The 23,049-nt window shown below is 62.8% G+C and carries 22 protein-coding genes and 1 pseudogene; 9 read left to right on the top strand and 14 right to left on the bottom strand.

The genetic code is table 11. From position 1 onward, the window contains the following. Nucleotides 1-59 precede the first annotated feature (59 nt). From MHM97_RS18370 to MHM97_RS22895, 4 genes and pseudogenes are all read right to left on the bottom strand, one after another. Complete coding sequence (locus tag MHM97_RS18370) at nucleotides 60-1,610, bottom strand: TRAP transporter large permease (RefSeq protein ID WP_239324198.1); 1,551 nt, start codon at nucleotides 1,608-1,610, stop codon at nucleotides 60-62. After that, the gene (locus MHM97_RS18365) at nucleotides 1,603-2,124 is read right to left on the bottom strand and encodes a TRAP transporter small permease subunit (RefSeq protein ID WP_239324196.1); all 522 of its coding nucleotides are present in this window, start codon (nucleotides 2,122-2,124) and stop codon (nucleotides 1,603-1,605) included. Before MHM97_RS18365 ends, MHM97_RS18370 begins: the two co-directional genes overlap by 8 nt. A gap of 154 nt (nucleotides 2,125-2,278) precedes the next feature. Further along, the gene (locus MHM97_RS18360; protein ID WP_239324194.1) at nucleotides 2,279-2,995 is read right to left on the bottom strand and encodes a TRAP transporter substrate-binding protein; all 717 of its coding nucleotides are present in this window, start codon (nucleotides 2,993-2,995) and stop codon (nucleotides 2,279-2,281) included. A 28-nt stretch (nucleotides 2,996-3,023) separates the two neighbouring features. Next, nucleotides 3,024-3,251: pseudogene (locus MHM97_RS22895) on the bottom strand (ABC transporter substrate-binding protein); the annotation flags it as partial. Nucleotides 3,252-3,496: 245 nt separating this feature from the next. On the opposite strand from MHM97_RS22895, the gene MHM97_RS18350 reads away from it, so the two are divergent. Together MHM97_RS18350 and MHM97_RS18345 are read left to right on the top strand one after the other, a co-directional pair. Continuing rightward, complete coding sequence (locus MHM97_RS18350; protein ID WP_239324191.1) at nucleotides 3,497-3,871, top strand: cupin domain-containing protein; 375 nt, start codon at nucleotides 3,497-3,499, stop codon at nucleotides 3,869-3,871. Nucleotides 3,872-3,977: 106 nt separating this feature from the next. Continuing rightward, a complete protein-coding gene (locus tag MHM97_RS18345; protein WP_239324190.1) occupies nucleotides 3,978-4,883 on the top strand; it encodes a LysR family transcriptional regulator in 906 nt (301 codons plus the stop codon). On the opposite strand, the gene MHM97_RS18340 is transcribed toward MHM97_RS18345, so the two are convergent. The 10 genes from MHM97_RS18340 to MHM97_RS18295 all read right to left on the bottom strand — a co-directional run bounded on the left by MHM97_RS18340 (nucleotide 4,870) and on the right by MHM97_RS18295 (nucleotide 14,890). Further along, nucleotides 4,870-5,670 carry a glycine betaine ABC transporter substrate-binding protein gene (locus tag MHM97_RS18340; protein ID WP_239324189.1) on the bottom strand — a complete coding sequence of 267 codons (801 nt, stop codon included), beginning with the start codon at nucleotides 5,668-5,670 and terminating at the stop codon, nucleotides 4,870-4,872. The genes MHM97_RS18345 and MHM97_RS18340 overlap by 14 nt on opposite strands. A 17-nt stretch (nucleotides 5,671-5,687) precedes the next feature. After that, nucleotides 5,688-6,185 carry a RidA family protein gene (locus tag MHM97_RS18335; protein WP_239324182.1) on the bottom strand — a complete coding sequence of 166 codons (498 nt, stop codon included), beginning with the start codon at nucleotides 6,183-6,185 and terminating at the stop codon, nucleotides 5,688-5,690. 137 nt (nucleotides 6,186-6,322) lie between these two features. Next, nucleotides 6,323-7,429, bottom strand: coding sequence for an alkene reductase (locus MHM97_RS18330; protein WP_239324179.1), 1,107 nt, complete (start codon nucleotides 7,427-7,429; stop codon nucleotides 6,323-6,325). A 47-nt stretch (nucleotides 7,430-7,476) separates the two neighbouring features. Continuing rightward, the gene (locus MHM97_RS18325) at nucleotides 7,477-8,655 is read right to left on the bottom strand and encodes an MFS transporter (protein ID WP_239324176.1); all 1,179 of its coding nucleotides are present in this window, start codon (nucleotides 8,653-8,655) and stop codon (nucleotides 7,477-7,479) included. A gap of 128 nt (nucleotides 8,656-8,783) precedes the next feature. Continuing rightward, the gene (locus MHM97_RS18320) at nucleotides 8,784-9,179 is read right to left on the bottom strand and encodes a VOC family protein (protein ID WP_239324172.1); all 396 of its coding nucleotides are present in this window, start codon (nucleotides 9,177-9,179) and stop codon (nucleotides 8,784-8,786) included. 326 nt (nucleotides 9,180-9,505) lie between these two features. Continuing rightward, a complete protein-coding gene (locus MHM97_RS18315) occupies nucleotides 9,506-11,011 on the bottom strand; it encodes a sugar ABC transporter ATP-binding protein (RefSeq protein WP_239324169.1) in 1,506 nt (501 codons plus the stop codon). Then, complete coding sequence (locus tag MHM97_RS18310; RefSeq protein WP_005625641.1) at nucleotides 11,008-12,009, bottom strand: ABC transporter permease; 1,002 nt, start codon at nucleotides 12,007-12,009, stop codon at nucleotides 11,008-11,010. The genes MHM97_RS18315 and MHM97_RS18310 overlap by 4 nt, the downstream gene beginning before the upstream one ends. Before the next feature lie 14 nt (nucleotides 12,010-12,023). Then, nucleotides 12,024-12,998 (bottom strand): ABC transporter permease, encoded by a 975-nt coding sequence (locus MHM97_RS18305; RefSeq protein WP_239324165.1) that lies wholly within the window; start codon nucleotides 12,996-12,998, stop codon nucleotides 12,024-12,026. A gap of 69 nt (nucleotides 12,999-13,067) precedes the next feature. Beyond that, nucleotides 13,068-13,856 (bottom strand): SDR family NAD(P)-dependent oxidoreductase, encoded by a 789-nt coding sequence (locus tag MHM97_RS18300; protein WP_239324158.1) that lies wholly within the window; start codon nucleotides 13,854-13,856, stop codon nucleotides 13,068-13,070. A gap of 86 nt (nucleotides 13,857-13,942) precedes the next feature. After that, nucleotides 13,943-14,890 carry a sugar ABC transporter substrate-binding protein gene (locus MHM97_RS18295; protein WP_110365551.1) on the bottom strand — a complete coding sequence of 316 codons (948 nt, stop codon included), beginning with the start codon at nucleotides 14,888-14,890 and terminating at the stop codon, nucleotides 13,943-13,945. 305 nt (nucleotides 14,891-15,195) lie between these two features. Here MHM97_RS18295 and MHM97_RS18290 point away from each other — a divergent pair, with 305 nt between their 5' ends. The 7 genes from MHM97_RS18290 to MHM97_RS18260 form a co-directional block, all read left to right on the top strand. Then, entirely contained in the window at nucleotides 15,196-16,941 is a 1,746-nt protein-coding gene (locus MHM97_RS18290; RefSeq protein WP_239324156.1) for an ABC transporter substrate-binding protein, read from the top strand. Between the two features lie 20 nt (nucleotides 16,942-16,961). Continuing rightward, a complete protein-coding gene (locus tag MHM97_RS18285) occupies nucleotides 16,962-17,771 on the top strand; it encodes an SDR family NAD(P)-dependent oxidoreductase (RefSeq protein WP_239324155.1) in 810 nt (269 codons plus the stop codon). Between the two features lie 63 nt (nucleotides 17,772-17,834). Then, a complete protein-coding gene (locus MHM97_RS18280) occupies nucleotides 17,835-19,133 on the top strand; it encodes a M24 family metallopeptidase (RefSeq protein ID WP_239324152.1) in 1,299 nt (432 codons plus the stop codon). A 59-nt stretch (nucleotides 19,134-19,192) separates the two neighbouring features. Continuing rightward, entirely contained in the window at nucleotides 19,193-20,194 is a 1,002-nt protein-coding gene (locus MHM97_RS18275) for a thiamine pyrophosphate-dependent dehydrogenase E1 component subunit alpha (RefSeq protein ID WP_239324150.1), read from the top strand. A 10-nt stretch (nucleotides 20,195-20,204) separates the two neighbouring features. Next, complete coding sequence (locus MHM97_RS18270) at nucleotides 20,205-21,200, top strand: alpha-ketoacid dehydrogenase subunit beta (RefSeq protein WP_239324149.1); 996 nt, start codon at nucleotides 20,205-20,207, stop codon at nucleotides 21,198-21,200. Next, nucleotides 21,190-22,509 (top strand): biotin/lipoyl-containing protein, encoded by a 1,320-nt coding sequence (locus tag MHM97_RS18265; protein ID WP_239324148.1) that lies wholly within the window; start codon nucleotides 21,190-21,192, stop codon nucleotides 22,507-22,509. The genes MHM97_RS18270 and MHM97_RS18265 overlap by 11 nt, the downstream gene beginning before the upstream one ends. Nucleotides 22,510-22,524: 15 nt before the next feature. Continuing rightward, the coding region (locus tag MHM97_RS18260; RefSeq protein ID WP_239324147.1) for an aldehyde dehydrogenase family protein at nucleotides 22,525-23,049 on the top strand (525 nt) is incomplete at its 3' end.

Here is a 23,049-nt window from a genome sequence, read left to right as displayed (position 1 = left end):
TTGTCGGAGCGAGGCCCGCCCACTGCGTGTGATCCGGCGCGGCGGGCGGGCTCCGGCGCTTACCTTAGCGCATAGGGCAGCCAAGTGGAAATGCCCGGCAGCAACGCCACGACGATCAGAACCAGCACCTGCAAGCCGATGAACGGCAGCACCCCGGCGTAGATGTCGCGGGTGGCGATCTCGGGCGGGGCCGCAGAGCGGAAATAGAACAGGGCAAATCCAAACGGCGGCGTCAGAAATGAGGTTTGCAGGTTCAGGGAAATCAGGATCGCCAGCCAGATCGGATCAAGTCCCGCCATCAGCAGCACCGGCGAGATGGTGGGCACGATGACAAAGATGATCTCGATGAAGTCGAGGATGAACCCGAGCAGGAACATCACCGCCAGCACCACCGCCAGGGCCGCATAGGGCCCGCCGGGCACACCGGAGATCAGTGCCTGCACCGCCTCGTTGCCGCCAAAGCCGCGGAACACCAACGACAGCATGGCCGCCCCGATCAGGATCATAAAGACCATTGCGCTCAGCCGCACAGTCTCGATGGCGGCGCTGGAGAGCGCGCCAGCGCGCAGGCACCGGACCAGGGCCAGGGCAAAATAGCCGCCAACCACCAGTGCGGGCACCGCGATGATGTAGCGTTCCGTCTGGATCGGCAGGTCGAGGCCGGGCAGGAGCCCCTGTTTCACCGCCACGGTCAGCCCCAGGATCAGCAGCGCCGTATTGGCGTGGCGGCGATGGCTGGGACCAAAGCCCGCCAGAAGGACCGCCCCCGCCGCCCCGATCGAAGCGGATTCGGTTGGTGTCGCCACGCCGCCGAGGATGGAGCCGAGCACGCCGAGGATCAGCGCCAGCGGCGGCACCAGTCGGGCCAGCAGCACCCGGGCCGTGATGGTCATTTCCTCCGCCGCGCGCTCTTGCGGGGCCGGGCTGCTTGCAGGGCTCAGCTGCGCCATGGCGATTTGATAGAGCAGGAACACCACAACCATCAAAAGGCCAGGCCCCATCGCACCAGCAAACAGATCGGAGATCGACACAGTATCGGGCGAGAAATTTCCCATCGCCAGCTGCGCCTTCTGATAGGCCGAGGAAATCGTGTCCGCCAGCAACACCAGCACCAGCGAGGGCGGGATGATCTGACCCAAAGTGCCGGCCGCGCAGATCGATCCGGCCGCCAGCCGCGGCGAGTACCCCCAGGTCATCATCACCGGCAGCGACAACAGCGCCATGGTGGTCACCGTGGCGCCGACGATACCGGTGGAGGCCGCCAGCAGCGCCCCCACGAGGGTGATCGCAAAGCCAAGCCCGCCGCGGCGCGGGCCAAACAGACGACCAATCCCGTCCAGCAGTTCGGAGGCAATGCCGCTGCGTTCCAGCATGGCCCCCATGAACACGAACAACGGCACCGCAAGCAGCACGTCATTGGTCATCGCCGCGTAGATCCGCTGCGGGATCGCCGACAGAAAGGACGCATCGAAGTGCTGCAGCAGAACGCCAAGCCCAGCCAACAGCAGCGACACCCCGCCCAGCACGAAGGCCACCGGAAACCCCGACATCAGGCAGATCAGCAGCCCGGCGAAGAGCGCGATCAGATAGAGCGTGTGCACGTCAGCCATCAGCTCGCCCCCCGGCACGCAGGCAGCGGAAAAGCACCGCCAGTGCTTGCAGGATCACCAGGGTCAGCGCCACCGGGATCACCGTCTTGAAGACAAAGACCCCGGGCAGCCCCGCCGCCTCGCGCGAGGCTTCGCGCGCAGCCCAGCTGCTGAGCACATAGTCCTGCGAGGTCCACAGCATGAACAGGCACAACGGCAGCAGGAACAGCAGGATACCCGCCGCATCGATCCTGCGCCGCCACCGCGGGGACAGCCCGTGGTAGATCATGTCGACCCGCACATGCCGGTCCGAGGCGAGCGTATCCGCCATCGCCAGCATGAACATGGTGCCAAAGAGATAGAGGATCGCCTCCTGCGCCATCACCGCACCGGCATCGAACAGGTAGCGCGCCACGACCACCGCGAATTGCAACAGCACCATGGCAACCGCTAGCCAGCGGCTGACCTGCCCTATCAAGTCGATGCCCCGGGCCAGCGGGCCGGAGCCCTTCATATGTGTGTAGGTGTTTTCCATTTCCGTCTTCCCGACGCCACCCACCCGGCCCGAACGGGGCCGCTGCGCGGGGCATCTCCTGGAGAATTGCGATCCGGTCCGGCAACAGAGGTTGGGTCACCGGACCGGATCAACTGGCCACAAATGGGTGGACGGGCCAGCTGTTCGGGGGCGCTCAGCCCTGTTTGAGCCGCGCGTTGGCATAATCGCCGATGTCGCCCCACCGGCGCTGGGTCTCGCGGAAGGCAAGCCAGTTCTCGTGCACCTTGGTCGCCATCGGGCTCTTGGCAGCGCTTTCGGCCAGCACCTCGGGCGCCATGCGCTTCATCTCCACCAGGATGTCGATGGGCCATTCGTGCAGCTGAACGTCGTGATCGTCGACAAGGGTGGTCAGCGCATCGAGGTTGCGGGCGTTGTACTCCGCCAGCGAGGTGACATATTCCGCATCCGCCGCCGACTGCATGATCGCCTGTTCGCTGCTGCTGAGCCCCGACCAGACGTCGGCGTTCACATAAGACGACAGCGTGTGCCCCATTTCATGGAAACCCGGGTAATAATAGTGCTGTGCAGTGCGGTGAAAGCCGAAGGCGAGGTCGTTCCACGGTGCGATCCACTCCAACCCGTCGATGGTTCCCGATTGCAGCGCGGTGAACAACTCCCCGCCGGGGATATTGACCGGCGTTGCCCCAAGGCGGGACAGCATCTGGCCGCCGAGACCGGGATAGCGCACCCGCAGCCCTTGCAGGTCGGCGGCGCTGTTGATCGGGGATTTGAACCATCCGCCCATCTGGGCGCCGGTGTTGAGGTTCGCCAGCGGCTTCACCCCATGCGCGGCCCCCAGTTCGCCACAGCTCCTGACCACCACCGAATTTGAGCCAGGTGAAGTGTTCATCCGCGGTCAGGCCAAAGGGCACCACCGCAAAAAAGACAAAGGCCGGGTCCGTGCCGAACCAGTAATAGGAGGTGTCATGGGTCAGATCGCCCGCACCGGTGGCAACCGCGTCGAGCACCTCGAAAGGGGCGACGATCTCGCCGGCGCCGTAGACCTTGATACGCAGCTTGCCGTCGCTGGCCGCGGCGACGCGCTGTGCAAATCGCTCTGCACTGGTGCCGAGACCCGGAAAGTTCTTGGGCCAGCAGGTCAGCATCTTCAACTCAGTCCCGCCCTGCGCCAGCGCCGGCGCTGCCAGCGCTGCACCGGCGGTCCCCAGAGTTGCCGTCCTGAAAAACCGACGGCGAGTCAGATTGGATGTCATCACGTTTCCTCCCTTGGATCTTATCGATCACTCGATCATTAAAATGACATCAGTACGTCGGTCAATCCTTATTTTTCAGCATACATTGTGCTATGTGACGATTCTATTACTCATATGATCACTTATAGGAGGCTATCATGCTGGATAAATCTCGCTCCGACCGCTTCGACGCCTGGCCCGAAACACTGCAGCAGGAAATCACCGAAAACTGGACCAATTGCCGAGTTGGGTCGCATTTGGCATCGGAAACCGAGACACTGCGAATCTGGCACCTGCACCTCCAGCCCGGGGAGCGCGCGCCGTTCCATCGACATGAGGAAACCTATTTCTGGACCGTCACCGGCCCGGGAAAATCGCGCTCGCACTATCATGACGGCAGCGTGCGGGACACGGTCTACACGGCAGGCGATACCCGGCACTTCCAACTCGGCGCGGGAGAGTTCTTTGTTCACGACCTGGAAAATACCGGCACCACTCCACTGGTCTTTGTGACCGTGGAGTTCAAATCCTGATCCCGCCGCGCGAGGCCTGCACAGGCGACGGCCCCGGATCGGCAACCTTGCGCGGCAACGGCGGAATTGAGACAGTTCCGCCAAACCAACTTGGAGACGGAAGCCCATGCTGCTCGACAATCTCGCGCTGTTCCTGCGCATCGTGGAAAAGGGTGGCATGGCGGCGGGCGGGAGAGAAATGGGCCTGTCGCCCGCCACGGTATCCGAACGCCTTGCAGCGCTGGAAAACCACTACGGCGCCCGGCTGCTGAACCGCACGACCCGCTCCATCAGCCTGACAGAGGAAGGGCGCGAACTGATCGCCGGCGCGCAGCGCCTGCTGGCAGAAGCCGAAGAGCTGGAATCCCGCGTGCGTCTGGGTGTGGACCGGATCGCCGGGCCGATCCGGCTCAGCGCGCCGTCGGATCTGGGGCGCAACCGGCTGGCGCCGATCATCGACCGCTTTCTGGAGCAGCATCCCGAAGTGTCGGTCGATCTGCATCTCAGCGACGGTTATGTCGACATGGCGGCGATGGGGCTCGACCTGGCGCTGCGCTATGGCGATCTGGCCGACAGCAGCCTGATCGTGAAACGTCTTGCCGACAGTGCCCGGATCGTCTGTGCCGCACCGGAGTATCTGCGCCACGCAGGCACGCCGCGGCACCCGAACGACCTCGAACACCACAACTGTCTGCTGATGCGCTTTGGCACCGATACGGATCAAACCTGGCCATTCGAAATCGACGGCAAACGCCAGGCGATCACGGTACGAGGCAATCGCATCGCCAACGATGGCGATCTGATCCGGCAATGGGCCCTGAAGGGCTGTGGCATCGTGCGCAAGTCACAATGGGATGTGAAAGCGGATCTGGATGAAGGGCGACTGGTGCCCTTGCTGCGAGAATACGAGGTGCCAGCGCTGGGGTTGCAAATGGTCTGGCCCGCCTCGCGGAGTCAGCCCCGGCGCGTCCGAGCGCTGATCGATGCGCTGGTGGTGGCCTTTCGCACCCCGGACCCCGCTACTTTGGCGTGATCCAATCGTGCCACTGGGTGGCGTTTTCGGATAGCCAAACCTCCGCCGCTTCCTCCGGGGTGTGGCCCTCGACGCAGATCGCATAGTCCAGCTGTGACACGGTGTCATTGCCAAGCTGCATCGTTTCGAGCAGGGCACGGCCTTCCGGGGTCAGCCGCGGCGCCGCCTCGCGCCGCAAGACCAGCGTTGCCGCATCCTGCCCGCCCAGCAGGCCCAGCGGATCCGACAGCGGGCGCAACCGCAACTGCCGGTGCAGCCATTGCGGATGCCAAAGCGGCACCACCGCCAGATCACCGCCTTCGTCTGCCGCCAGCGCCGCTGCGGTACAGTCCGCCAGCGTGCCGTTTTCAAAGTGGAACCCATGCGCGTCGAGGTCGTAAGCCTCCACCATCCGGCGGGAGAACCGGCTGATCCCGGCGCCCGGTCCGATGCCCTGGATGCGCCGGTTGAAAAGGCGCGCCATATCTTCCTGCGCCAGATCCCGAACCGAGCGGATATGCGCAGGAGCGCGGTCCGAAATACCCCAGATACAATAGGGCGTGTAGAGCATCGACAGCTTCAGCAACTGGTCCTCGTAGGGGGCGATGTAGCGCCCGTGGCTGGCGGGCAGCCAGGCCGAGACCACAAGATCGACCTCGCCCGCGGCCTGCATGGCAAACATGTCTTCATGCGCGGCGGTGCGCAGGTCGACCTGATGGCCGGTACGGGTCAGTAGCGCGCAGACCACCGCCGCCGCTGCCTGGTGAAAACTCAGGTCGATCTGGCCGACCGTCAATGCGCGTGTCATGTCTTTGAAACCTCGTTTCAGATATCGACTTCAGCCCAGAGCACCACCAGCGTGGCGCAATTCAGGCACATGGCGGTGTCGGAGTAGATCATCCGCGTGTGCCGGCCCCGCTCTCCGAACACCGCGTTGACTAGATCCGACGCACCATCCAGCGCAGCGGGCTGTTCAGTGAAGTCCGGCGTGGTATGAGCCGTACCCTCGACCCGCAGGATACGCCGCACCCGGTTCAGCGATCCCAGCGCGTCTTGCAGTTGCGCAAGGCCATTGAGGGCCGACAGAAGAAAGGCCTGATACCCGTCCTGCACCGTCAGCTCCGCACCCATCTTGCCGGTGTATTTCAGATCCCCGTCGACCCAGGGCAATTGCCCGGAAGTGTAGATGACGTTGCCAACCTGCATCCAGGGCGCATAGGCACCGACCGCCCCGGACACCGGCGGCAGCTCGAGGCCCAGCTCCTCCAGCCGCTGTTCCGGTGTCAGGTCTTGGGTGAAGTTCTGTTCGACGATGCGCAGCATTGGCGTCCTCCCGTTTTTGCGTCGGCTCAACGGTTGCGTGGAAAGCCAGGGGGAACAATCGGCGGCTTCTGAAATCAGAATTTGCCCCGACCAAAGAATGCGCCGGTGTCCCCTCTGGCAAGTCGTCGTCCGCAGGATCAGGCCGGGGCGGTGTCCTCATAGGCGGCATAGGTGGTGTAGCCCTGCCGGTCGCCGCCAAACAGCGTCTCCCCGTCGAATGCGGCCAGCGGCAGGTTCTCGGCATAGCGGCGCGGCAGGTCCGGGTTGGCAATGAACGGACGTCCGAAGGCCACCACATCAGCAAGCCCCTCGGCCAGAATGGCCTCGGCCCGCTCCTTGTCATAGCCGCCCGCCACCAGGATGGCGCCGGGGAACGCGGCCCGCAGGGCCAGACGGAAATCGCGCGGGGTCTCCGGCGCGTCGTCCCAATCGGCCTCGGCGATATGGATATAGGCGATCCCGATACGGCCAAGCGCGCGCGCCAGCGCCAGCAGGGTCTCGGGTGCTTCGGGATCATCCATGCCGCGCTGGGTGATGAAGGGCGAAATCCGAATGCCAACGCGATCAGCCCCGATTTCGGCCGCCACTGCCGCCACCGTCTCGACGGCAAAGCGGATGCGGCTTTCCACGCTGCCGCCATAGGCATCGTCGCGCTTGTTGGAACTGCTGCGCAGGAAGGAATCGATCAGATAGCCATTGGCGGCGTGGATCTCGACCCCGTCAAAACCCGCGTCGCGGGCGTTGCGCGCGGCCTGGACATAGTCGGCGGTAATGCCGGGGATCTCTTCAGTTTCCAGCGCGCGGGGCGTCGGGCACTCCGCCATGCCCCCCTGTCCGGTCTGGGCATCGACCACCCAGACCGTCGCCTCCGGAGCAATGGCCGAGAGCGCGACCGGCAGCCCATCGGCATGGAACATCGGGTGGCTCATTCGGCCGACGTGCCAAAGCTGGCTGAAGATTCGCCCGCCGGCTGTGTGAACGGCCTCGGTGACCTTGCGCCAACCGGCCACTTGCGCATCCGTGTGGATGCCGGGGGTGAAGGAATAGCCCTGGCCCTGCTGGCTGATCTGCGTGGCTTCGGTCAGGATCAGGCCAGCACTGGCACGTTGGGCGTAGTAGTCGGCCATCATCTCATTGGGAATATTGCCGGGTTGGTCCGTGCGGCAGCGGGTCATCGGGGCCAGCGCGATGCGCGAGGGCAGGTCCAGTTGGCCGATCCGGGTCGGGGCGAACAGAAGTGTCATTTTGGGTCTCCGGTTATGATAAAGAGGTGAGGGAGCCGCGCGAGCGCTCAGGCTCCTGTGGCGGTGTCGGGCTTGGATCTGCGCTCCTGCGTGAGGATGAACAGCACGCCCAGTACGGGCACCAGCGCTGCGGCATAGGGGATGGCGGCTGCACCCAAAGTGCTGTCGACAACTGCGGCACCGATGATGCCGCCCAGGGCGTTGGCGATGTTGAAGGCGGAAATATTGGCGGTTGCGGCCAGTTCAGGGGCGGCGCTGCCATGACGCATGACGCGCATCTGCATGGCCGGCACATTGGCAAAGCTCATCACCCCGAACACAAAGGCCGCCGGGACAAAAGCCCATGGCACCGGCGCCAGCAGACCGACCACCAGCAGGGCTGCGATCATGGCGATCGGCCAGCCGATCAGGGACAGACGCAGGTTTGCATCGGCGGAGCGCCCACCCAGCGTATTGCCGAGCACCAGCCCGAGCCCGACGATGACCAGAACCCAGGTCACATCAGCGCGGGCAAATCCCGCCACCTGTTCGGCCACCGGGGCAATATAGCCGTAGAACCCCATGAAACCGGTCCAGGCTAGGATGGTGAAGGCGAGGCTTGCCAACAGGTTGCGATCTGCAAAGGCGCTGATCTGGCCGCGCACAGAGGCCGGGACCTCGCGCGGTTGCCGGGGAATGGCCACGAGAATGGCCGCAGCCGCCACCACACCAAGCGCGGCCACCACCTGGAACGTGGTGTTCCAGCCGGCGCTATTGCCGATCCAGGCGCCACCTGGCACCCCCAGAACATTGGCCAGCGTCAACCCGGCGAACATCTGGCCCACGGCGCGACCCGCCATGCGATCCGGGACCAACCGGGTCGCGACGACGGCACCGATGCCGTAGAAGGGGCCTTGGGTTAACCCGGCGACGATGCGGCTGAACAACAGCGTCGAGAAGTCATCGGCATAGGCCGACAGCAGGTTGCCGGCGATGAAGAGCCCCATCAGCCCTAGCAACACCCTGCGCTTGTCGAACCGGGCCAGCCAAAGGGTCAGCACCGGGCCGCCGATCACGATCGCCAGCGCATAGGCGGTGATGAGTTGCCCGGCCTGACCTTCGGAGATGGCCAGATCCTCTGCCACCTGGGTCAGAAGCCCTGCGATGACAAATTCGGCGGTGCCGATGGCAAATGCGGAAAGGGTCAAGATCCAGACTTGCAACGGCAGTTTAGCTTCTGTTGGCATCGGAAGACTCCGGTTCAGTTGATCAAGGCGCCGCCGTCGATGCGGCTCCGCGCTCTGCCAGCGCTTGGGCAACGGCTGCGCCAATCCCCGAGGTGCCACCGATCACGATTGCCTTTGTTCCTGTTAGATCAGTCATTCTCTTCTCCTGTGAGGCATGCGTTCCCGCGGAACACGGTTTCGATGAGTGGACCGCAGGGCGCGCGGAAGAACAGGCGGCGCTCGTTCAATTCGGGCAGGTCCATGGTGGAGTAGCGAATGCCCTTTTGCGCGAGGCTGGCGCGGAACCGGGCATAGTCGTTGAGGCGGAAAGCGACGTGATCCCACGCCTCTGGGCAGATGCCCGTATTCGGGCCGCGCGATCCGATCAGATGGACGATCGGCGCGTCTCCGGCATAGAGCCAATGGCCCGGAATACGCTGGATCTCCTGCGGGCGCGGGCGTTCTTCCAGCCCGAAGACCTCAATGAAGAACGCCCGCGTTGCAGCGAGATTTCGAGTCCGGATGGTCACATAATCGAGGTGCATGAGGCTGTTTCCCTTGTTGCGGACAAGCTATGTCATCCGGCGAAGCAAGAGTATTGGCCAACTATCGAAGTTATAATTCGGGTTATTTGAATAAATAAATGCAGCCCCACGCCGGGCTGACGGGTGTGCCAGCGACATGCGATCAGGCAGGGCGGAAGCGGCGCACAGTCATGTCGGTGCCGCGCCCGGCCATGCCCTGACTTACACTTTGGATCAGCGCGAATTGGGTAACCGCAGCGCGCGCCGGGATGAACAGGATCAGGACATGTTATCCGGTGACAGCGTGTCAGCGCCCCCGTTATTGACGGAGCCTGAACGCGTGGCGCTCAGGCCACCTGACCGCCTTCCAAGCCCGAAATTGACTGGATCAGACTGTCCTCGGTGACCTCTTCAGAGGTGAAGCTGCGCATGATGCGGCCTGAATACATCGCCACGATCCGGTCGGAGACATGCAGCACCTCGGGCATCTCGGAGCTGATAACGATCACCGCATAGCCCTGTGCGGCCAGCCCGCGCAGCAGCTTGTGGATCTCGGATTTGCTGCCCACGTCGATACCGCGCGTGGGTTCGTCCACGATCAGCACATTGGGGTGCATCGACAACCATTTGCCGATGACGATCTTTTGCTGATTGCCGCCGGACAGGTTGCCCACCTGCTGCCGCCAGCCGGGGGTGCGAATGTCGAGCCGGTCGCGATACTGATCAAAGATCGCGATTTCCGCGCCTTCGGCCACAAATGGCCCGGCCTTCAGGTCATCCACCTGCGGCAGGGTCATGTTGTCGCGACAGCTCATGCCCAGCACCAGACCCTGACCTTTGCGGTCCTCCGGCACCAGAGAGATGCCCATATTGATGGCCTCCACCGGGGAGGTGATCCGCACCTCGCGCCCATCGAGCAGGATCTGCCCGGCGGACGGGTCGCGCAGGCCAAAGAGCGTCTCGGCAATCTCTGTGCGACCCGCACCCACCAGACCGTAAAAGCCCAGAACCTCGCCCCGGCGCACCTCAAAGCTCACGTCGTGAAACAGTTTGCCGCAGCTGAGGCCCCGCACCTCCAATGCCACATCGCCCAATTCGTGATGCGCGGCGTTGCGAGAGAGGTCCAGCTTACGCCCGATCATCATCTGGGTGACGGCTTCCTCGTTGGTGTCGGCGGTCTCGACTGTGCCCTGATACTGCCCGTCGCGCAGCACGGTGATGCGGTCGGTGATCTTAAAGATCTCTTCCATGCGGTGGGAAATATAGATGATCCCGACGCCCTCGCGTTGCAGATCTGCGATTACGTCAAAGAGTACCACCTTTTCCGCGTCCGTCAGCGAGGCGGTGGGTTCGTCAAAGATCACCGCCTTGGCGTCCACGGTGAGCGCGCGGGCGATTTCGACCATCTGCTGATTGGCAATCGACAGATCACCCACACGGGCCTTGGCATCAAAGCCCACGTTCAGCTTTTTCAGGATCGCATTGGCGTTTGCTGCGAGCCGGGGCCAGTCCACCCGGCCAAAGCTCTTGCGCGGCAGCTCCCCGAGGTAGATGTTTTCCGCCACCGAGAGCTCCTCGGCGAGGCTCAGCTCCTGATGGATAAAGACGATGCCCTTGGCCTTGGCCTCAAGGGGGCCTGCCATCACCGCCTTGTTGTTGCCCATATAGATGTGGCCGTCATCGGGCTGGTGAATGCCGCCGAGCACCTTCATCAGGGTGGATTTTCCAGCACCGTTTTCCCCCATGAGGGCGTGCACTTCGCCCGGCATCACCGAAAAGGACACCCCGTCCAGCGCCCGCACACCGGGGAAGGTTTTGACGATGTTTTCGAGACGCAGAACCGGATCACTCATACCTTCAGTTCCTCTTTGCCTTTGACGTTGAGCTGACGATCAAGAAACAGCACCGCAATCAGAATGAGGCCGATCACCAGGTTCACGGTGGAGGTATCGGCGCCGATATGGCCCAGCCCCTTGCGCAACAGCTGGATCGCGATGACACCGCCGAAGGTGCCGATCACCGATCCCGCGCCGCCGGTGATCTTGGTGCCGCCAAGGACCACGGCCGTAATCACCCAGAGCTCATATAACTGGCCGTCATTGGGATTGACCGAGCCGCTTTCGGAGTAAAACACCACGGCCGAGAGCGCTGCGAGAAAGCCGATGATGGCGAAGTTGACCATCATATGCGGGCCGACGCGGATACCGGCGTTCACGGCGGCGTCGCGATTGTCGCCAATGGCATAGGCGTTGCGCCCATGCACGGTGCGCGCCATCAGGAACCAGATCGCCAGCGTCACCGCCAGCAGGAACCATGTGGCGGTGTGCAGGCCAAGAAATTGCGCCTCGGCAAAATCCACCAGCGTCCAGTTCAGATGCGAGGTCGGGTTCTCGCCGTTGAACATAAAGACGATGCCGCGATAGCCCAGCATGGACCCCAGCGTCACGATGAAGGCATCAACCCCGGTTTTCCACACAATAAGCCCGTTGAGCGCGCCAAGCAGCGTGCCGACCGTCAGCGCCAAGAGCCACGCCACCGGGATCACCCAGTCGCCCAGCCCCGCAAAGATCGGCCATGTCATACTGTCGAGCAGCACGATCGCGGCGATGGCAAAGGTCGCCCCGACACTGAGGTCGATATTGCCGTTTACCATGACGATGGTCATGCCCATCGCAATGATCCCGATGGGGGCGGACTGCTTCAGCAAAAGCAGCATGTTTTCAAAATCCATAAAGGCCTTGTCGGAGAGCGACAGAAACTCGCCCGCGACGCTGAAGAAGATCAGCTCCAGCACGATGAAGCCCCAGATAGCGCCGTTTTTCAGCGCCTTGGACAATGCACCCGGTTGCATGGGCCTCTCCCTTCTTATGCGATTGGCGACCAGAGCTTGCCGCGCTTGGCCGCGATATCGAGCCAGACAGCAAGGATGATGATGACCCATGTCACCACGAACTGGACGTAGAATTGCAGGCCCAGCAGCAGCAGACCGTTCTGGATGAACCCGAGGATCAGCACGCCAATCACGGTTTTGAAGATCGTCCCCGATCCCCCCATCAGTGACGCCCCGCCAAGGATCACAGCGGCGAGCACCTCAAGCTCCAACCCCTGGCCCACGGTGTTTTGCGACCCCAGAGAGCGGCTCGCCTGCATGAGCCCGGCGGTGGCCACACAGGCTGAAGAGATCAGATAGCAGCTGAACACCGTCCGGGCGCGGCGAATGCCCGAGAAGGTCGCGGCGGTGCCATTGCCCCCCACCGCATAGATCTTGCGGCCAAATGGGGTCTTGCCGAGGATCAGCCCCAGCAGCGCCGCCAGGAGCGCAAAGATCAGGATCGGCACCGGGATGCCAAGGGCGCTGCCCTGCCCAAAGACGCCGAACCACGTGCCTTCCTTATCGGCGATATCCATGTTCTGCCCGCCCGAATAGGTGAGTGTCAGCCCGTGAATGGCCGAGAGCATCCCCAGCGTCACGATCAGCGAATTGAGCCGCAGATAGCCCACCAGAAACCCGATCAAGGCCCCCAGCGCCATCGTCATCGCAAACATCGCCGGGATCGCCAGCAATGGTCCGAGCGTGTCGTGCAGATCCAGCACCACGATGGTGGAAAACGACATCATCGACCCCACCGACAGATCGAGATTGCCACTGATCACCACAAAGGTGACACCAAGCGCCATCACGCCGAGAATGGCGGAGGAACGCACGACGCTGAACACATTATCAACGGACAGGAATTTGGGGTTGGCGATGGTAAAGGCGACCAGAAAGACCGCGAAAGCAATCAGGATGCCTTGCTTGGCAAGGACACGTCCGATTTGCTCTTTGCTCAGTGTTGCCATCATCCCCTCCCTTGGATTCTGGGCGTGTTGTGATGTCTCGGGCATCGGCTCCTCCTGCCTTGTCGCCGGTCACACGAGGGTCATGCCCCCGTCGATCATGACGATCTGTCCGGTCATGTAGTCGCTGTCCCGAGAGGCCAGAAACGTGGTGGTTCCGGTGATATCCTCGGGCGTGGCCACACGTCCCTTGAGGATATCCGCCGAGAAGGTCTCCATCGCCTCTCCGGGGCGCTCGGACGCGCCGATCTCCATCAGATCCTGATCAACCTGCTCCCACATTTCCGTGGCCACAACACCGGGCGCAAAGCCGGTGACGGTAATGTTATGTTTCGCCAGATCCCGTGCGCCCGATTGGGTGAGCGACACCACCGCCCATTTCGAGGCACAATAGGGGGCAACATTGTCAAAACCCTGACGGCTGGCCACCGAGGCGGTGTTGATAATCTTACCGCCCTGACCTTGGGCAATCATCTGGCGGGCAGCTTCCTGCATGCCGATCATACAGCCCAAGCCGTTGATGCCCATGATGAAGTTCCAGTTTTCCTCGGTCACGTCCAGAAAGTTCATTGGCCGGTTGACGCCCGCGTTGTTGAATTTCACATCCAGCCGGCCGAAGGTTACAACCGTATGGGCGATCATCGCCTGCACCTGTGCACGATCAGTAACATCCACCGGGGCAGAGGTGACGCGACCGGGATGATCCACGGCAAAGCTCTGGGCCACCTCGGCCACCTTATCGCCGTTGATGTCGGCCAGACAGACCTGTGCGCCCTCGCGCAGCAGCGCCTCAGAAATGGCGCGGCCTATGCCCTGCGCTGCCCCTGTCACAAGGCAGACGCGATCCGATACACGTCCCATAGGCGTGCCCCTTCCAAATCTCGATTTTGGGAAATGCCATATGGGGCGCCTGCACCCGGCAGACGCGCCCCACATGATGATGCGCCTTAAAAGACGGGTTTGGTGAACTCGCCCATATTGTCCTGGGTGATCTTCGGCGTGTCGAAGTAGTTCAGGAAGGGGATGTCCTTGCCCGACAGGATATCGACGGCGGTTTGCAACGCGGCCTCGGCATCATCCACCGGAGATTGATAGATCGACCCCCAGTAATCCCCCGCTGCCATGGCCTCATACCCCACGGCAAAGTTGGTGGCCCCGACAAAGATGATGCCGTCACGGCCCGCAGCCTTGGCGGCGTTGAGAGCGCCAACGCCCATATTGTCATCGCCCGCGTAGACGCCGTCGATGTCGTCGTATTTCACAAGGAAGGCTTCCATCACCTGCTGCGATTTCTCGCGGTTCCAGTCGCCCGGCTGGGTGTCGACGATGGTTACATTCGGGCAGACCTCGGGCAGGCGGTCCTCAAACCCCTTGGCGCGTTCAATGGCGGTGGTGTAGCCGGGCTGGCCGGTGATGTGGACCACCTGAGCCTCATCCGCGATGCCCATGTCCTTGAACTTGTCGCACATGATCTCTGCCGAGCGCGCGCCTTGGGTGATGTTGTCGGGGCCGGAGAAGGACTTGATGAAGTCGAAGCCCGCCTCGGCAATGTTGGAATTGGTGACAACCACCGGAATGCCTGCTTTCTGCGCCTTGCGCACAGCGGGGATCACGGCCTCGCCATTGGTGGGCCAGATGATGATCGCATCGACCTCTTGCTGGATCAGGTCTTCCATCTGCGCAATCTGGCGGGCCACGTCGCCGCCCGCATCCAGAACCACGGCCTCGATATCCGCATTGGCATCGGCCGCGGCGATGAAGGCCTTCTCGTATGTGGTCTGATAGCTGTCCACACCCACGTTGTTCTGGGTGATGCCGATCTTCATGGTGTCGGCGGATGCTGCACCCGCCAGCAGGATCGCGGTGCTTGCGGCAAGCATGGTTCGAATATTCATATTTTGATCTCCTCCCGTTTTTTCCCGAGACTTCCTCCAGTCCCGAGCGCCCCTCCCGGACGCCAATGGACCACCCGGACGACCGGATGACTTCGAGCACAATGCCAAGTCTGCGTCATCCAAAATGTAGCGAAAATATCCAATCTGGATGTTTCGATATCCAATCTGGATACCTTCGCGCTACGCTGCATGTGTCAGTTTGGACATCTTCGAAAGGAAAGCCCGTGAGCGACTCCGCATCATCCAATCCGGATAAAATCACGAAACCCCGCAATCCTCTGTATCGCAAAAGGTCCACCGCGCCGATGAATGCCTTCGCCAGACATGACCAGACCGGCCCGGTGTCGCCTGAGGCGAAATCCGAGGCGCTTGGGGCGTTGTCGCTGCTCGAAGAGCTGAGCGACGAGCTGGAAGATACGCTCGATGTTTACGTGCCAAATGCCCATCTGCGCATGGCGATGCATCTGATCAAGGGGCATTTCGAGGCCAAGACCATCACGCCTACGTCGCTGATCGGGGCCAGCCGGGTGCCCTATGCAACCGCCACCCGCCGGATGAAGGAAATGGTGGAGGCGGGCCTTATCGAGCAGCGCCCGCGCACCAAATCCGGCAAGAGTTTCTCGATGCATCCCAGCGACAAGCTGTTGGACCAGTGGATGCAGCTCTCCGGGCGGGTGCAGCGCATGGCCGAAGGCCGCTACGGCGGGCGTCATCGCGGACAAGAGAGCAAGGACTATTACTTTGGCGGCAGCTATTCCGCCGCGCAGTCGATCCTGCCGATGCGGGTGCGCAGCGAGCCGTTGAAAGTGTCGGGCGGCCTGCGGGTGCTGGTGCATGGGGATCCGACCTTTATGGTGATGGAGAACCTGAAGCGCCAGTTTGAACAGGTGATCGGGGTTCAGATCAGCCAGCGCGCGTTTTCCATCGACCGGCTGCGCGAAGAGGCCCTGCGCAATGCGGACCGCGCCGCCAGCCGCTACGACATTATCGCTGTCGATCTGCCCTGGATCGGAGAGTTTGCCACCAAAGATGTGCTGATGCCGCTCGATCAGGTGATGGATGTGGCCCGGCTGGATACGGCGGATTTCCACACGGCGGGGTGGACGGCGGCGCATTGGGGCGGGCGGGCCTATGGGGTGCCCGCGCAGACCACGCCGGAGTTGCTGTTCTATCGCCGCGACCTCTTTGCCGAGGCGGGGCTGGAGCCCCCCGCGACCACCGATACGCTGTTACACGCCGCAAGGGCGCTGCATGACCCGCGCCATGGCCGCTATGGCATTGCGTGGAATGCGGCGCGCGGCACGGCGCTGGGGCATACGGCCTTGATGACGATGGCGGATTTCGGCCAACCGGTTCTGGACCTGCCTGCCAACGCCGGCGGGTTTGACACCGACGGGCTGGCGGATCGGACGTACCGCGCCACCATCGACACGCCTGCGGGGCTTCTGGCGGCGGAATACCTGTTGGAACTGCTGCAATATTCGCCGCCCGACATCCTGTCGATGTCCTGGTACGAGCGGGTGCGCCCCTATGCGGCGGGCAATATCGCCATGGCCTACGGCTATACGCTGCTGGCCCCATATTTCGAACTGGACGAAAGCTCGCCCGCTTATGGTCAGACCGGCTATCTGCCGCATCCCGCAGGTGCGGGCGGCAACCCGATTGCCCCGGTGGGCGGCTACGTCATGGGCATTCCAGCCAATCTGGCGCCCGACCGCATTCCTGCCGCTGTCGAGGCGCTGATGGTGTTTACCTCACCCGAGGCGCAGAAGCTCTTTGTGCAGCACGGCAGCCGGACCAATCCGCGGTACTCGGTGGGTTCGGACCCTGAGGTGCGGCGGACCTCGCAGATCTTTGAGGCGGTCGACGCGATGTCCTGGCGTGATGAGCTGCAATTCTGGCCGCGCCCGCCGGTGCCGGAAATCGGCCAGATCATCCGCATCTGTGGCGAGGAATTTCACGACATGCTGCGCGGGGTCATCCCCCCGCGCGAGGCCCTGCGACAGGCACAGGCACGGGCCGATGCCCTGATTGCAACACAAAGAACATAGCGACTTTAGGAGGAGAGATCATGGACCCCAACCGCTTGAAAGGTAAAAATATTCTTGTTACGGGTGCGGCCCGTGGCATGGGGGCGACCAATGCCGAAGCCTTTGCGGCGCAGGGGGCAAATGTCTGCATCGGTGATCTCGACGGCGATGAAGCGCAGGTGCTGGCCGACAAGATCAACGCCGCCGGAAACGGCAAGGCGATCGCCATTCGGATGGATGTGACCAAACGCGAGGACAACGCCGCCGCCGTCAAGGCGACCGTGGATGCCTTTGGCTCCATCAATGTCGGCCTGTTCAACGCTGGTCTCAACAAGCCCCGGTTCTTCATGGATATCGATGAGGACAACTGGGACATGATCATGAACGTCAACACCAAGGCGATGTGGCTGGGCATGCAGGAGACCGCCCGCCAGATGATCGCGCAAGGGCCGATGGCGGATCACCCCTACAAGCTCATCAACGTGGGCAGCATCGCGTCGCGCAAACCGCTGGTGGATGTGACCGTGTATTGTACCTCGAAATACGGCTGTCTGGCGCTGACCCATTGCGGGGCGATTGGCCTGTCAGAGCATAATATCACCGTCAACGGTTATGCGCCGGGCGTGGTGGTGACGCCGCTTTGGGAGCAGCTCGACAAGGATCTGGTCGAGATCGGTTTCAAGGAGCGCGAAGGTCAGGCTTATGACGACATCGCCCGCGATGCCTTGCAGATCAAACGCGTGTCCTACCCCAAGGATATCGTCGGCACCGCGTCCTTCCTCGTCTCGGACGACAGCGACTACATGACCGGTCAGATGATCCACATCGATGGCGGCTGGTGCATCCAGTAACACACTAACAAACTGAAATTACGCGATAAACGGGTGTGCGAGCGCATACCCGAAGGAGGAGCTATGTCTCGCGCACTGACCCCGAACGTCCTGACACCACAGGACCTGGAGCCCAATTGGCAATGGGAAGGCCGCCTGCCCGCATGGGGCCCGACACAAGTGGATTTTGAGCGCCGCGTCGATCACGACCGGCTGCGCCGCTACCGGCTGAGCCGCACCCGCGAGGCATTGAGGAAAAGCAGCGCAGGCTCGCTTTTGCTGTTTGATGTCAACAACATCCGCTATGTGACCTCGACCAAGATCGGCGAGTGGGAGCGCGACAAGATGTGCCGCTTCGCCCTGCTCACGGGCGATGACGCGCCGCATGTCTGGGACTTTGGCTCTGCTGCGGTGCATCATCGCAAATACTCCGACTGGTTGGTGCCGGATCACTGCCACGCGGGCGTTGTCGGCATGCGCGGCACCATCCCGCCGAGCTTTGGCCTGATGAAGAAATACGCCGAAGACATCGCGGGCCTCATTGAGGACGCGGGCATGAAAGGCATGCCGGTGGGCGTGGACTATGCCGAAACCGCCATGTTTGAGGCCCTGAAAGAGGCCGGCATCAATGTGGTGGATGGCCAGCAGATCATGCTCTCGGCGCGCGAGATCAAGAATTGGGACGAGATCCAGCTGCTGACGCAGGCCGCCAGCATGGTCGATGGCGTCTACCACATGATCTACGAGGAGCTGAAACCCGGCGTGCGCGAAAACGAGATTGTCGCCATGTCCAACAAGCTCCTCTACGAGTGGGGCTCGGACGATGTGGAGGCGATCAACGCCATTTCGGGCGAGCGCTGCAACCCGCATCCGCATAACTTCACCGACCGCATGTTCCGCCCCGGCGATCAGGCGTTCTTTGACATCCTGCAAAGCTATCAGGGCTATCGCACCTGTTACTATCGGACCTTCAACATCGGCAAATCGACGCCCGCGCAGGTGGATGCCTACGTCAAGGCGCGCGAATGGATTGATGCGTCGATCCAAGCAATTAAACCGGGCGTCACCACCGATCAGGTTGCCAAACTCTGGCCCAAGGCCGAGGAGTTTGGCTTCCCGGACGAGCTGTCGGCCTTTGGTCTGCAATTCGGCCACGGGCTGGGTCTGGCGCTGCACGAACGACCCATCATTTCGCGCGCGGTCAGCCTCGACAACCCGATGGAGATCCAGACCGGCATGGTCTTTGCGCTGGAAACCTATTGCCCGGCCAGCGACGGCTATTCCGCCGCGCGGATCGAAGAAGAGGTGGTGGTGACAGACACCGGCTGCGAGGTGATTTCGCTCTTCCCCGCCGAAGAGCTGCCGATCGCCAACCGTTACTAACCTCCCCCGAAGACTGCTCGGGCCTGCGGGTCCGGGCACTTTTTCTAAAGAGAGATCCCATGAGTCCCGCCAAGACAGCATCGAACACCGAAGACTATCTGCGCATGTATCGCCAGATGGTTCGCATCCGCACGTTTGAGGACAACGCCAACCAACTGTACCTTTCGGCCAAAATGCCGGGGCTCACGCATATGTACTCCGGCGAAGAGGCCGTGGCCGTTGGCATCTGCGAGGCGCTGAAGATCACCGACAAGATCACCTCGACCCACCGGGGCCACGGCCATTGCGTCGCCAAGGGGGCCGCGTTCAAGGAGATGTTCTGCGAGCTTCTGGGCAAGGAAGAGGGCTATTGCCGTGGCAAGGGTGGCAGCATGCATATCGCCGATCAGTCCAATGGCAACCTCGGTGCCAACGCGATTGTCGGCGGCTCCATGGGGATCGCGACGGGGTCGGCCTTTACCGCGAAACTCTTGGGCAAAGACGATGTGACGGTCTGTTTCTTTGGCGATGGCGCCACCGCGCAGGGGCTGATGTATGAGGTCATGAACATGGCCGCGCTGTGGAAGCTGCCGGTGATTTATGCCTGCGAAAACAACGGCTACTCGGAATACACCCGCACCGATGAAATCGCGGCTGGCTCCATCACCGCCCGCGCCGAGGCCTTTGGCATCGAGGCGCATCAGGTGGACGGGCAGGATGTGCTCGCCGTCAATGAACTGACCGAACAACTGGTGGCCCGCGCCCGCAAAGGCGAGGGGCCGTTTTTCATGGAGCTGATGACCTATCGCTATCACGGCCACCACGTCGGCGACATCAACCGCGAATATTACCGCTCCAAGGAAGAAGAGAAGGATTGGAAGGAAAACCGCGATCCGATCATCAAATTCCGCGGCTGGCTGGTGGAGCAGGGCATCGCCACCGAAGACGAGATCGAGGCCCTCAATGACGCGGTGCGCAAGGATGCCGAAGAGGCGGTGACTTACGCGCTGGAGGCCAGGTACCCCGACGAGTCCGAGGTCGACATGCACGTCTTCACCGATGTCAAACACGCGCTGGCCTGAGGAGAGCGACATGCGAGAGATTACCCTATCCCAAGCCGTTAACGAGGCGTTGGCCGAGGAAATGCGCCGCGATGAGACCGTGTTCATCATTGGCGAGGACGTGGCCGAAGCGGGCACACCCTTCAAGGTGCTGAGCGGTCTGGTCGAGGAATTCGGCACCAGCCGCGTGGTCGATACCCCCATCGCAGAGCCCGGTTTCATGGGGCTTGCCGTGGGGGCGGCGATGACCGGCACCCGCCCCGTTGTGGACCTGATGTTTGGCGATTTCATCTATCTGATCATGGATCAGCTCTGCAATCAGGCTGCCAAGACCCATTACATGTCCGGTGGCAAGATGAGCGCGCCTCTGGTCCTGCGCACCAATCTGGGCGCGACCCGGCGCTCGGCCGCGCAGCACTCGCAATCGCTGCACGCGCTAGTGGCGCATATTCCGGGGCTGAAGGTGGCCATGCCCTCTTCCGCCTATGAAGCCAAGGGGCTGATGAAGACCGCGATCCGCGACGACAACCCGGTTGTGATCTTCGAAGACAAGCTGATGTACAACGACAAGGCCCCGGTGCCCGAAGAGGAATATCTGATCCCCTTTGGCGAGGCCAACATCCTGCGCGAGGGCGCCGACATCACCCTGATCGGCACGTCATCCATGGTGCAGGTCTGCGAGGCCGCCGCCGAGATCCTCGCCAAGGAGGGCATCAGCGCCGAGGTCATCGACCCGCGCACCATTGTGCCGCTTGATGAGGACACGCTGATCAACTCCGCCAAGAAGACCTCGCGCGTGATCGTCGTCGACGAGGGCCATCAGAGCTATGGCGTCACCGGCGAAATTGCCGGGCGGATCAACGAGAAGGCCTTTTATCACCTGGACGCGCCGGTGCTGCGCATGGGCGCGATGGATGTGCCGGTGCCCTTCACGCCCGCGCTCGAGGACCTTACCGTGCCCACCCCGGAGGCCGTGGTCGAGAAGGCGCGCAAGCTGATGTCGGGGGAGATGATCCATGCCGCATGAGGTGATCATGCCCGCGCTTGGCATGGCTCAGGACTCCGGCTTGATCGTGGCGTGGCATAAGGCGCCCGGTGATGAGGTCGCGGCTGGCGACGTGCTCTTTGAGGTAGAGACCGACAAGGCCACGATGGAAGTCGAGGCACAGGCCAATGGGGTTCTGAGTCAGGTGCGTCACGAGGCGGGCGCCGATGTGCCCGTGGGCGAGGTGATCGCGATGATCGGCACCTCTGCCGAGGCCACTGCGCCCGCGCCCTCCGATGGGGACGCTGCCAGCACGCCGTCCCCTGACGCTGCCGCCCAGGCACAGGAAATCCCCGATGGCCACGGCGTCATCATGCCCGCGCTTGGTATGGCCCAGGACTCCGGCTTGATCGTCGCCTGGCACAAGGGCCCCGGCGATGAGGTCGCCTCTGGTGATGTGCTCTTTGAGGTGGAAACCGACAAATCCACCGTCGAGGTCGAGGCCGATACAAACGGATTTGTCGCGGCCCTTCTGGCCGAAGCGGGTGAAGAGGCCCCGGTGGGGGAGGTGATCGCGGTGATCTCCAAAGAAAAGCCAAACGCCCCCGTGCAACTGAGCCGCAGCGCCCTCGGCGACGCCCCGGCACCCGCCGCCGTGGCCCAACCGGCAGAGCCAGAGGCCAAAGCCGCTCCAACCGCAACTGAAGCGCCAACCTCGGCGCCCGCGCAACCGGAGCCCGCCACTGATGGGCGCATTCTGGCCTCGCCCAAGGCCCGGCGGCTGGCGCTGGAGCAGGGCCTTGATTTTGCGCGCCTGGCAGAGGCCGGCCATCCGCAACCCTATCACGTCGCGGATCTTGAGACCCTGCGCACCCTGCCCACCAAGGCACCCGAACCTGCCGCCGCCAGCGCCCGCCGTCTGACCGCCGATCTCGCCAGCGAAGGGTTCTCCGAATTTGCCGCCTGGGCGCGAGACTCTGCGGGCCTCAGCGATGCGGCGGCGCTGCTTGCGGGCTTTGCCGGGGCGAGCCTTGGCCGTGCGGCCATTGTCGCGGTGGAGACCCTGAGCGCGCAGCGCCTCTATCAGGTGCCGCGAGGGCCTTTGGGGGATGTCACCGAGGCCGATCCCGACAGCCCCCCGGATCTCTGCCTGCGCGATCTGCGTCTGAGCCGGATCAGCGGCGTTGACCTCGGACCCGAGGACTGCCCAACGCTGACGCTCTGTGCTGACGGCTTTGGGCTGGTGGTGACGCTGGAATGCGCTGCCCACAGCCTCACCGCGCGCGAGGCTGTCGCCCTTCTTTCCAATTTTGCAGCGCGGATGGAACAGCCCGTCCGCCATCTGCTCTGAGCCATGGAGACTGTCATGGAATGCACCGATCTTTACATCAACGGCACATGGGTGCCCGGCGCCGAAAAGACCCGCTTTGACGTGGTGAACCCCGCCACCGAAGAGGTGATCACCTCGGTCGCCTCTGCCGAAATCAGCGATGCCGACGCCGCATTGGACGCCGCCGAAGCCGCCATGAAGGACTGGGCCGCGCGCACCCCGCGCCAGCGGTCCGAGGTATTGCGCAAGGCCTGGGAGCTGATGAACGCGCGGCTGGAGGAATTTGCCCATTACATCACGTTGGAAAACGGCAAGGCCCGCGCCGATGCCATGGGAGAAGCCACCTATGCGGCAGAATTTTTCCGCTGGTTTTCCGAGGAAGCCGTGCGCGCCGACGGGATGCTCACCCATGCGCCCGCCTCGGGCGCGCGCATCATGGTGCAGCACAAACCGGCGGGGCTGGCGGTTCTGGTCACGCCTTGGAACTACCCCGCCGCCATGGGCACCCGCAAGATCGCGCCCGCCCTGGCTGCGGGCTGCGCGGTGATTATCAAACCCGCC

This window comes from Epibacterium sp. Ofav1-8, from assembly GCF_022348185.1.
In the GTDB taxonomy this organism is placed as follows: Bacteria; Pseudomonadota; Alphaproteobacteria; order Rhodobacterales; family Rhodobacteraceae; genus Epibacterium.
This window is presented reverse-complemented; position numbering and strand designations above follow the sequence as displayed.

What these genes read in the sequence shown, in the direction of transcription:
- MHM97_RS18295 (WP_110365551.1), bottom strand. Translation starts at nt 14,890, where the DNA reads ATGAATATTCGAACCATGCTTGCCGCAAGCACCGCGATCCTGCTGGCG.
- MHM97_RS18370 (WP_239324198.1), bottom strand. Translation starts at nt 1,610, where the DNA reads ATGGCTGACGTGCACACGCTCTATCTGATCGCGCTCTTCGCCGGGCTG.
- MHM97_RS18320 (WP_239324172.1), bottom strand. Translation starts at nt 9,179, where the DNA reads ATGCACCTCGATTATGTGACCATCCGGACTCGAAATCTCGCTGCAACG.
- MHM97_RS18335 (WP_239324182.1), bottom strand. Translation starts at nt 6,185, where the DNA reads ATGCTGCGCATCGTCGAACAGAACTTCACCCAAGACCTGACACCGGAA.
- MHM97_RS18345 (WP_239324190.1), top strand. Translation starts at nt 3,978, where the DNA reads ATGCTGCTCGACAATCTCGCGCTGTTCCTGCGCATCGTGGAAAAGGGT.
- MHM97_RS18325 (WP_239324176.1), bottom strand. Translation starts at nt 8,655, where the DNA reads ATGCCAACAGAAGCTAAACTGCCGTTGCAAGTCTGGATCTTGACCCTT.
- MHM97_RS18365 (WP_239324196.1), bottom strand. Translation starts at nt 2,124, where the DNA reads ATGGAAAACACCTACACACATATGAAGGGCTCCGGCCCGCTGGCCCGG.
- MHM97_RS18305 (WP_239324165.1), bottom strand. Translation starts at nt 12,998, where the DNA reads ATGGCAACACTGAGCAAAGAGCAAATCGGACGTGTCCTTGCCAAGCAA.
- MHM97_RS18275 (WP_239324150.1), top strand. Translation starts at nt 19,193, where the DNA reads ATGAGTCCCGCCAAGACAGCATCGAACACCGAAGACTATCTGCGCATG.
- MHM97_RS18270 (WP_239324149.1), top strand. Translation starts at nt 20,205, where the DNA reads ATGCGAGAGATTACCCTATCCCAAGCCGTTAACGAGGCGTTGGCCGAG.
- MHM97_RS18300 (WP_239324158.1), bottom strand. Translation starts at nt 13,856, where the DNA reads ATGGGACGTGTATCGGATCGCGTCTGCCTTGTGACAGGGGCAGCGCAG.
- MHM97_RS18265 (WP_239324148.1), top strand. Translation starts at nt 21,190, where the DNA reads ATGCCGCATGAGGTGATCATGCCCGCGCTTGGCATGGCTCAGGACTCC.
- MHM97_RS18310 (WP_005625641.1), bottom strand. Translation starts at nt 12,009, where the DNA reads ATGCAACCGGGTGCATTGTCCAAGGCGCTGAAAAACGGCGCTATCTGG.
- MHM97_RS18285 (WP_239324155.1), top strand. Translation starts at nt 16,962, where the DNA reads ATGGACCCCAACCGCTTGAAAGGTAAAAATATTCTTGTTACGGGTGCG.
- MHM97_RS18290 (WP_239324156.1), top strand. Translation starts at nt 15,196, where the DNA reads ATGAATGCCTTCGCCAGACATGACCAGACCGGCCCGGTGTCGCCTGAG.
- MHM97_RS18280 (WP_239324152.1), top strand. Translation starts at nt 17,835, where the DNA reads ATGTCTCGCGCACTGACCCCGAACGTCCTGACACCACAGGACCTGGAG.
- MHM97_RS18340 (WP_239324189.1), bottom strand. Translation starts at nt 5,670, where the DNA reads ATGACACGCGCATTGACGGTCGGCCAGATCGACCTGAGTTTTCACCAG.
- MHM97_RS18360 (WP_239324194.1), bottom strand. Translation starts at nt 2,995, where the DNA reads ATGAACACTTCACCTGGCTCAAATTCGGTGGTGGTCAGGAGCTGTGGC.
- MHM97_RS18315 (WP_239324169.1), bottom strand. Translation starts at nt 11,011, where the DNA reads ATGAGTGATCCGGTTCTGCGTCTCGAAAACATCGTCAAAACCTTCCCC.
- MHM97_RS18350 (WP_239324191.1), top strand. Translation starts at nt 3,497, where the DNA reads ATGCTGGATAAATCTCGCTCCGACCGCTTCGACGCCTGGCCCGAAACA.
- MHM97_RS18330 (WP_239324179.1), bottom strand. Translation starts at nt 7,429, where the DNA reads ATGACACTTCTGTTCGCCCCGACCCGGATCGGCCAACTGGACCTGCCC.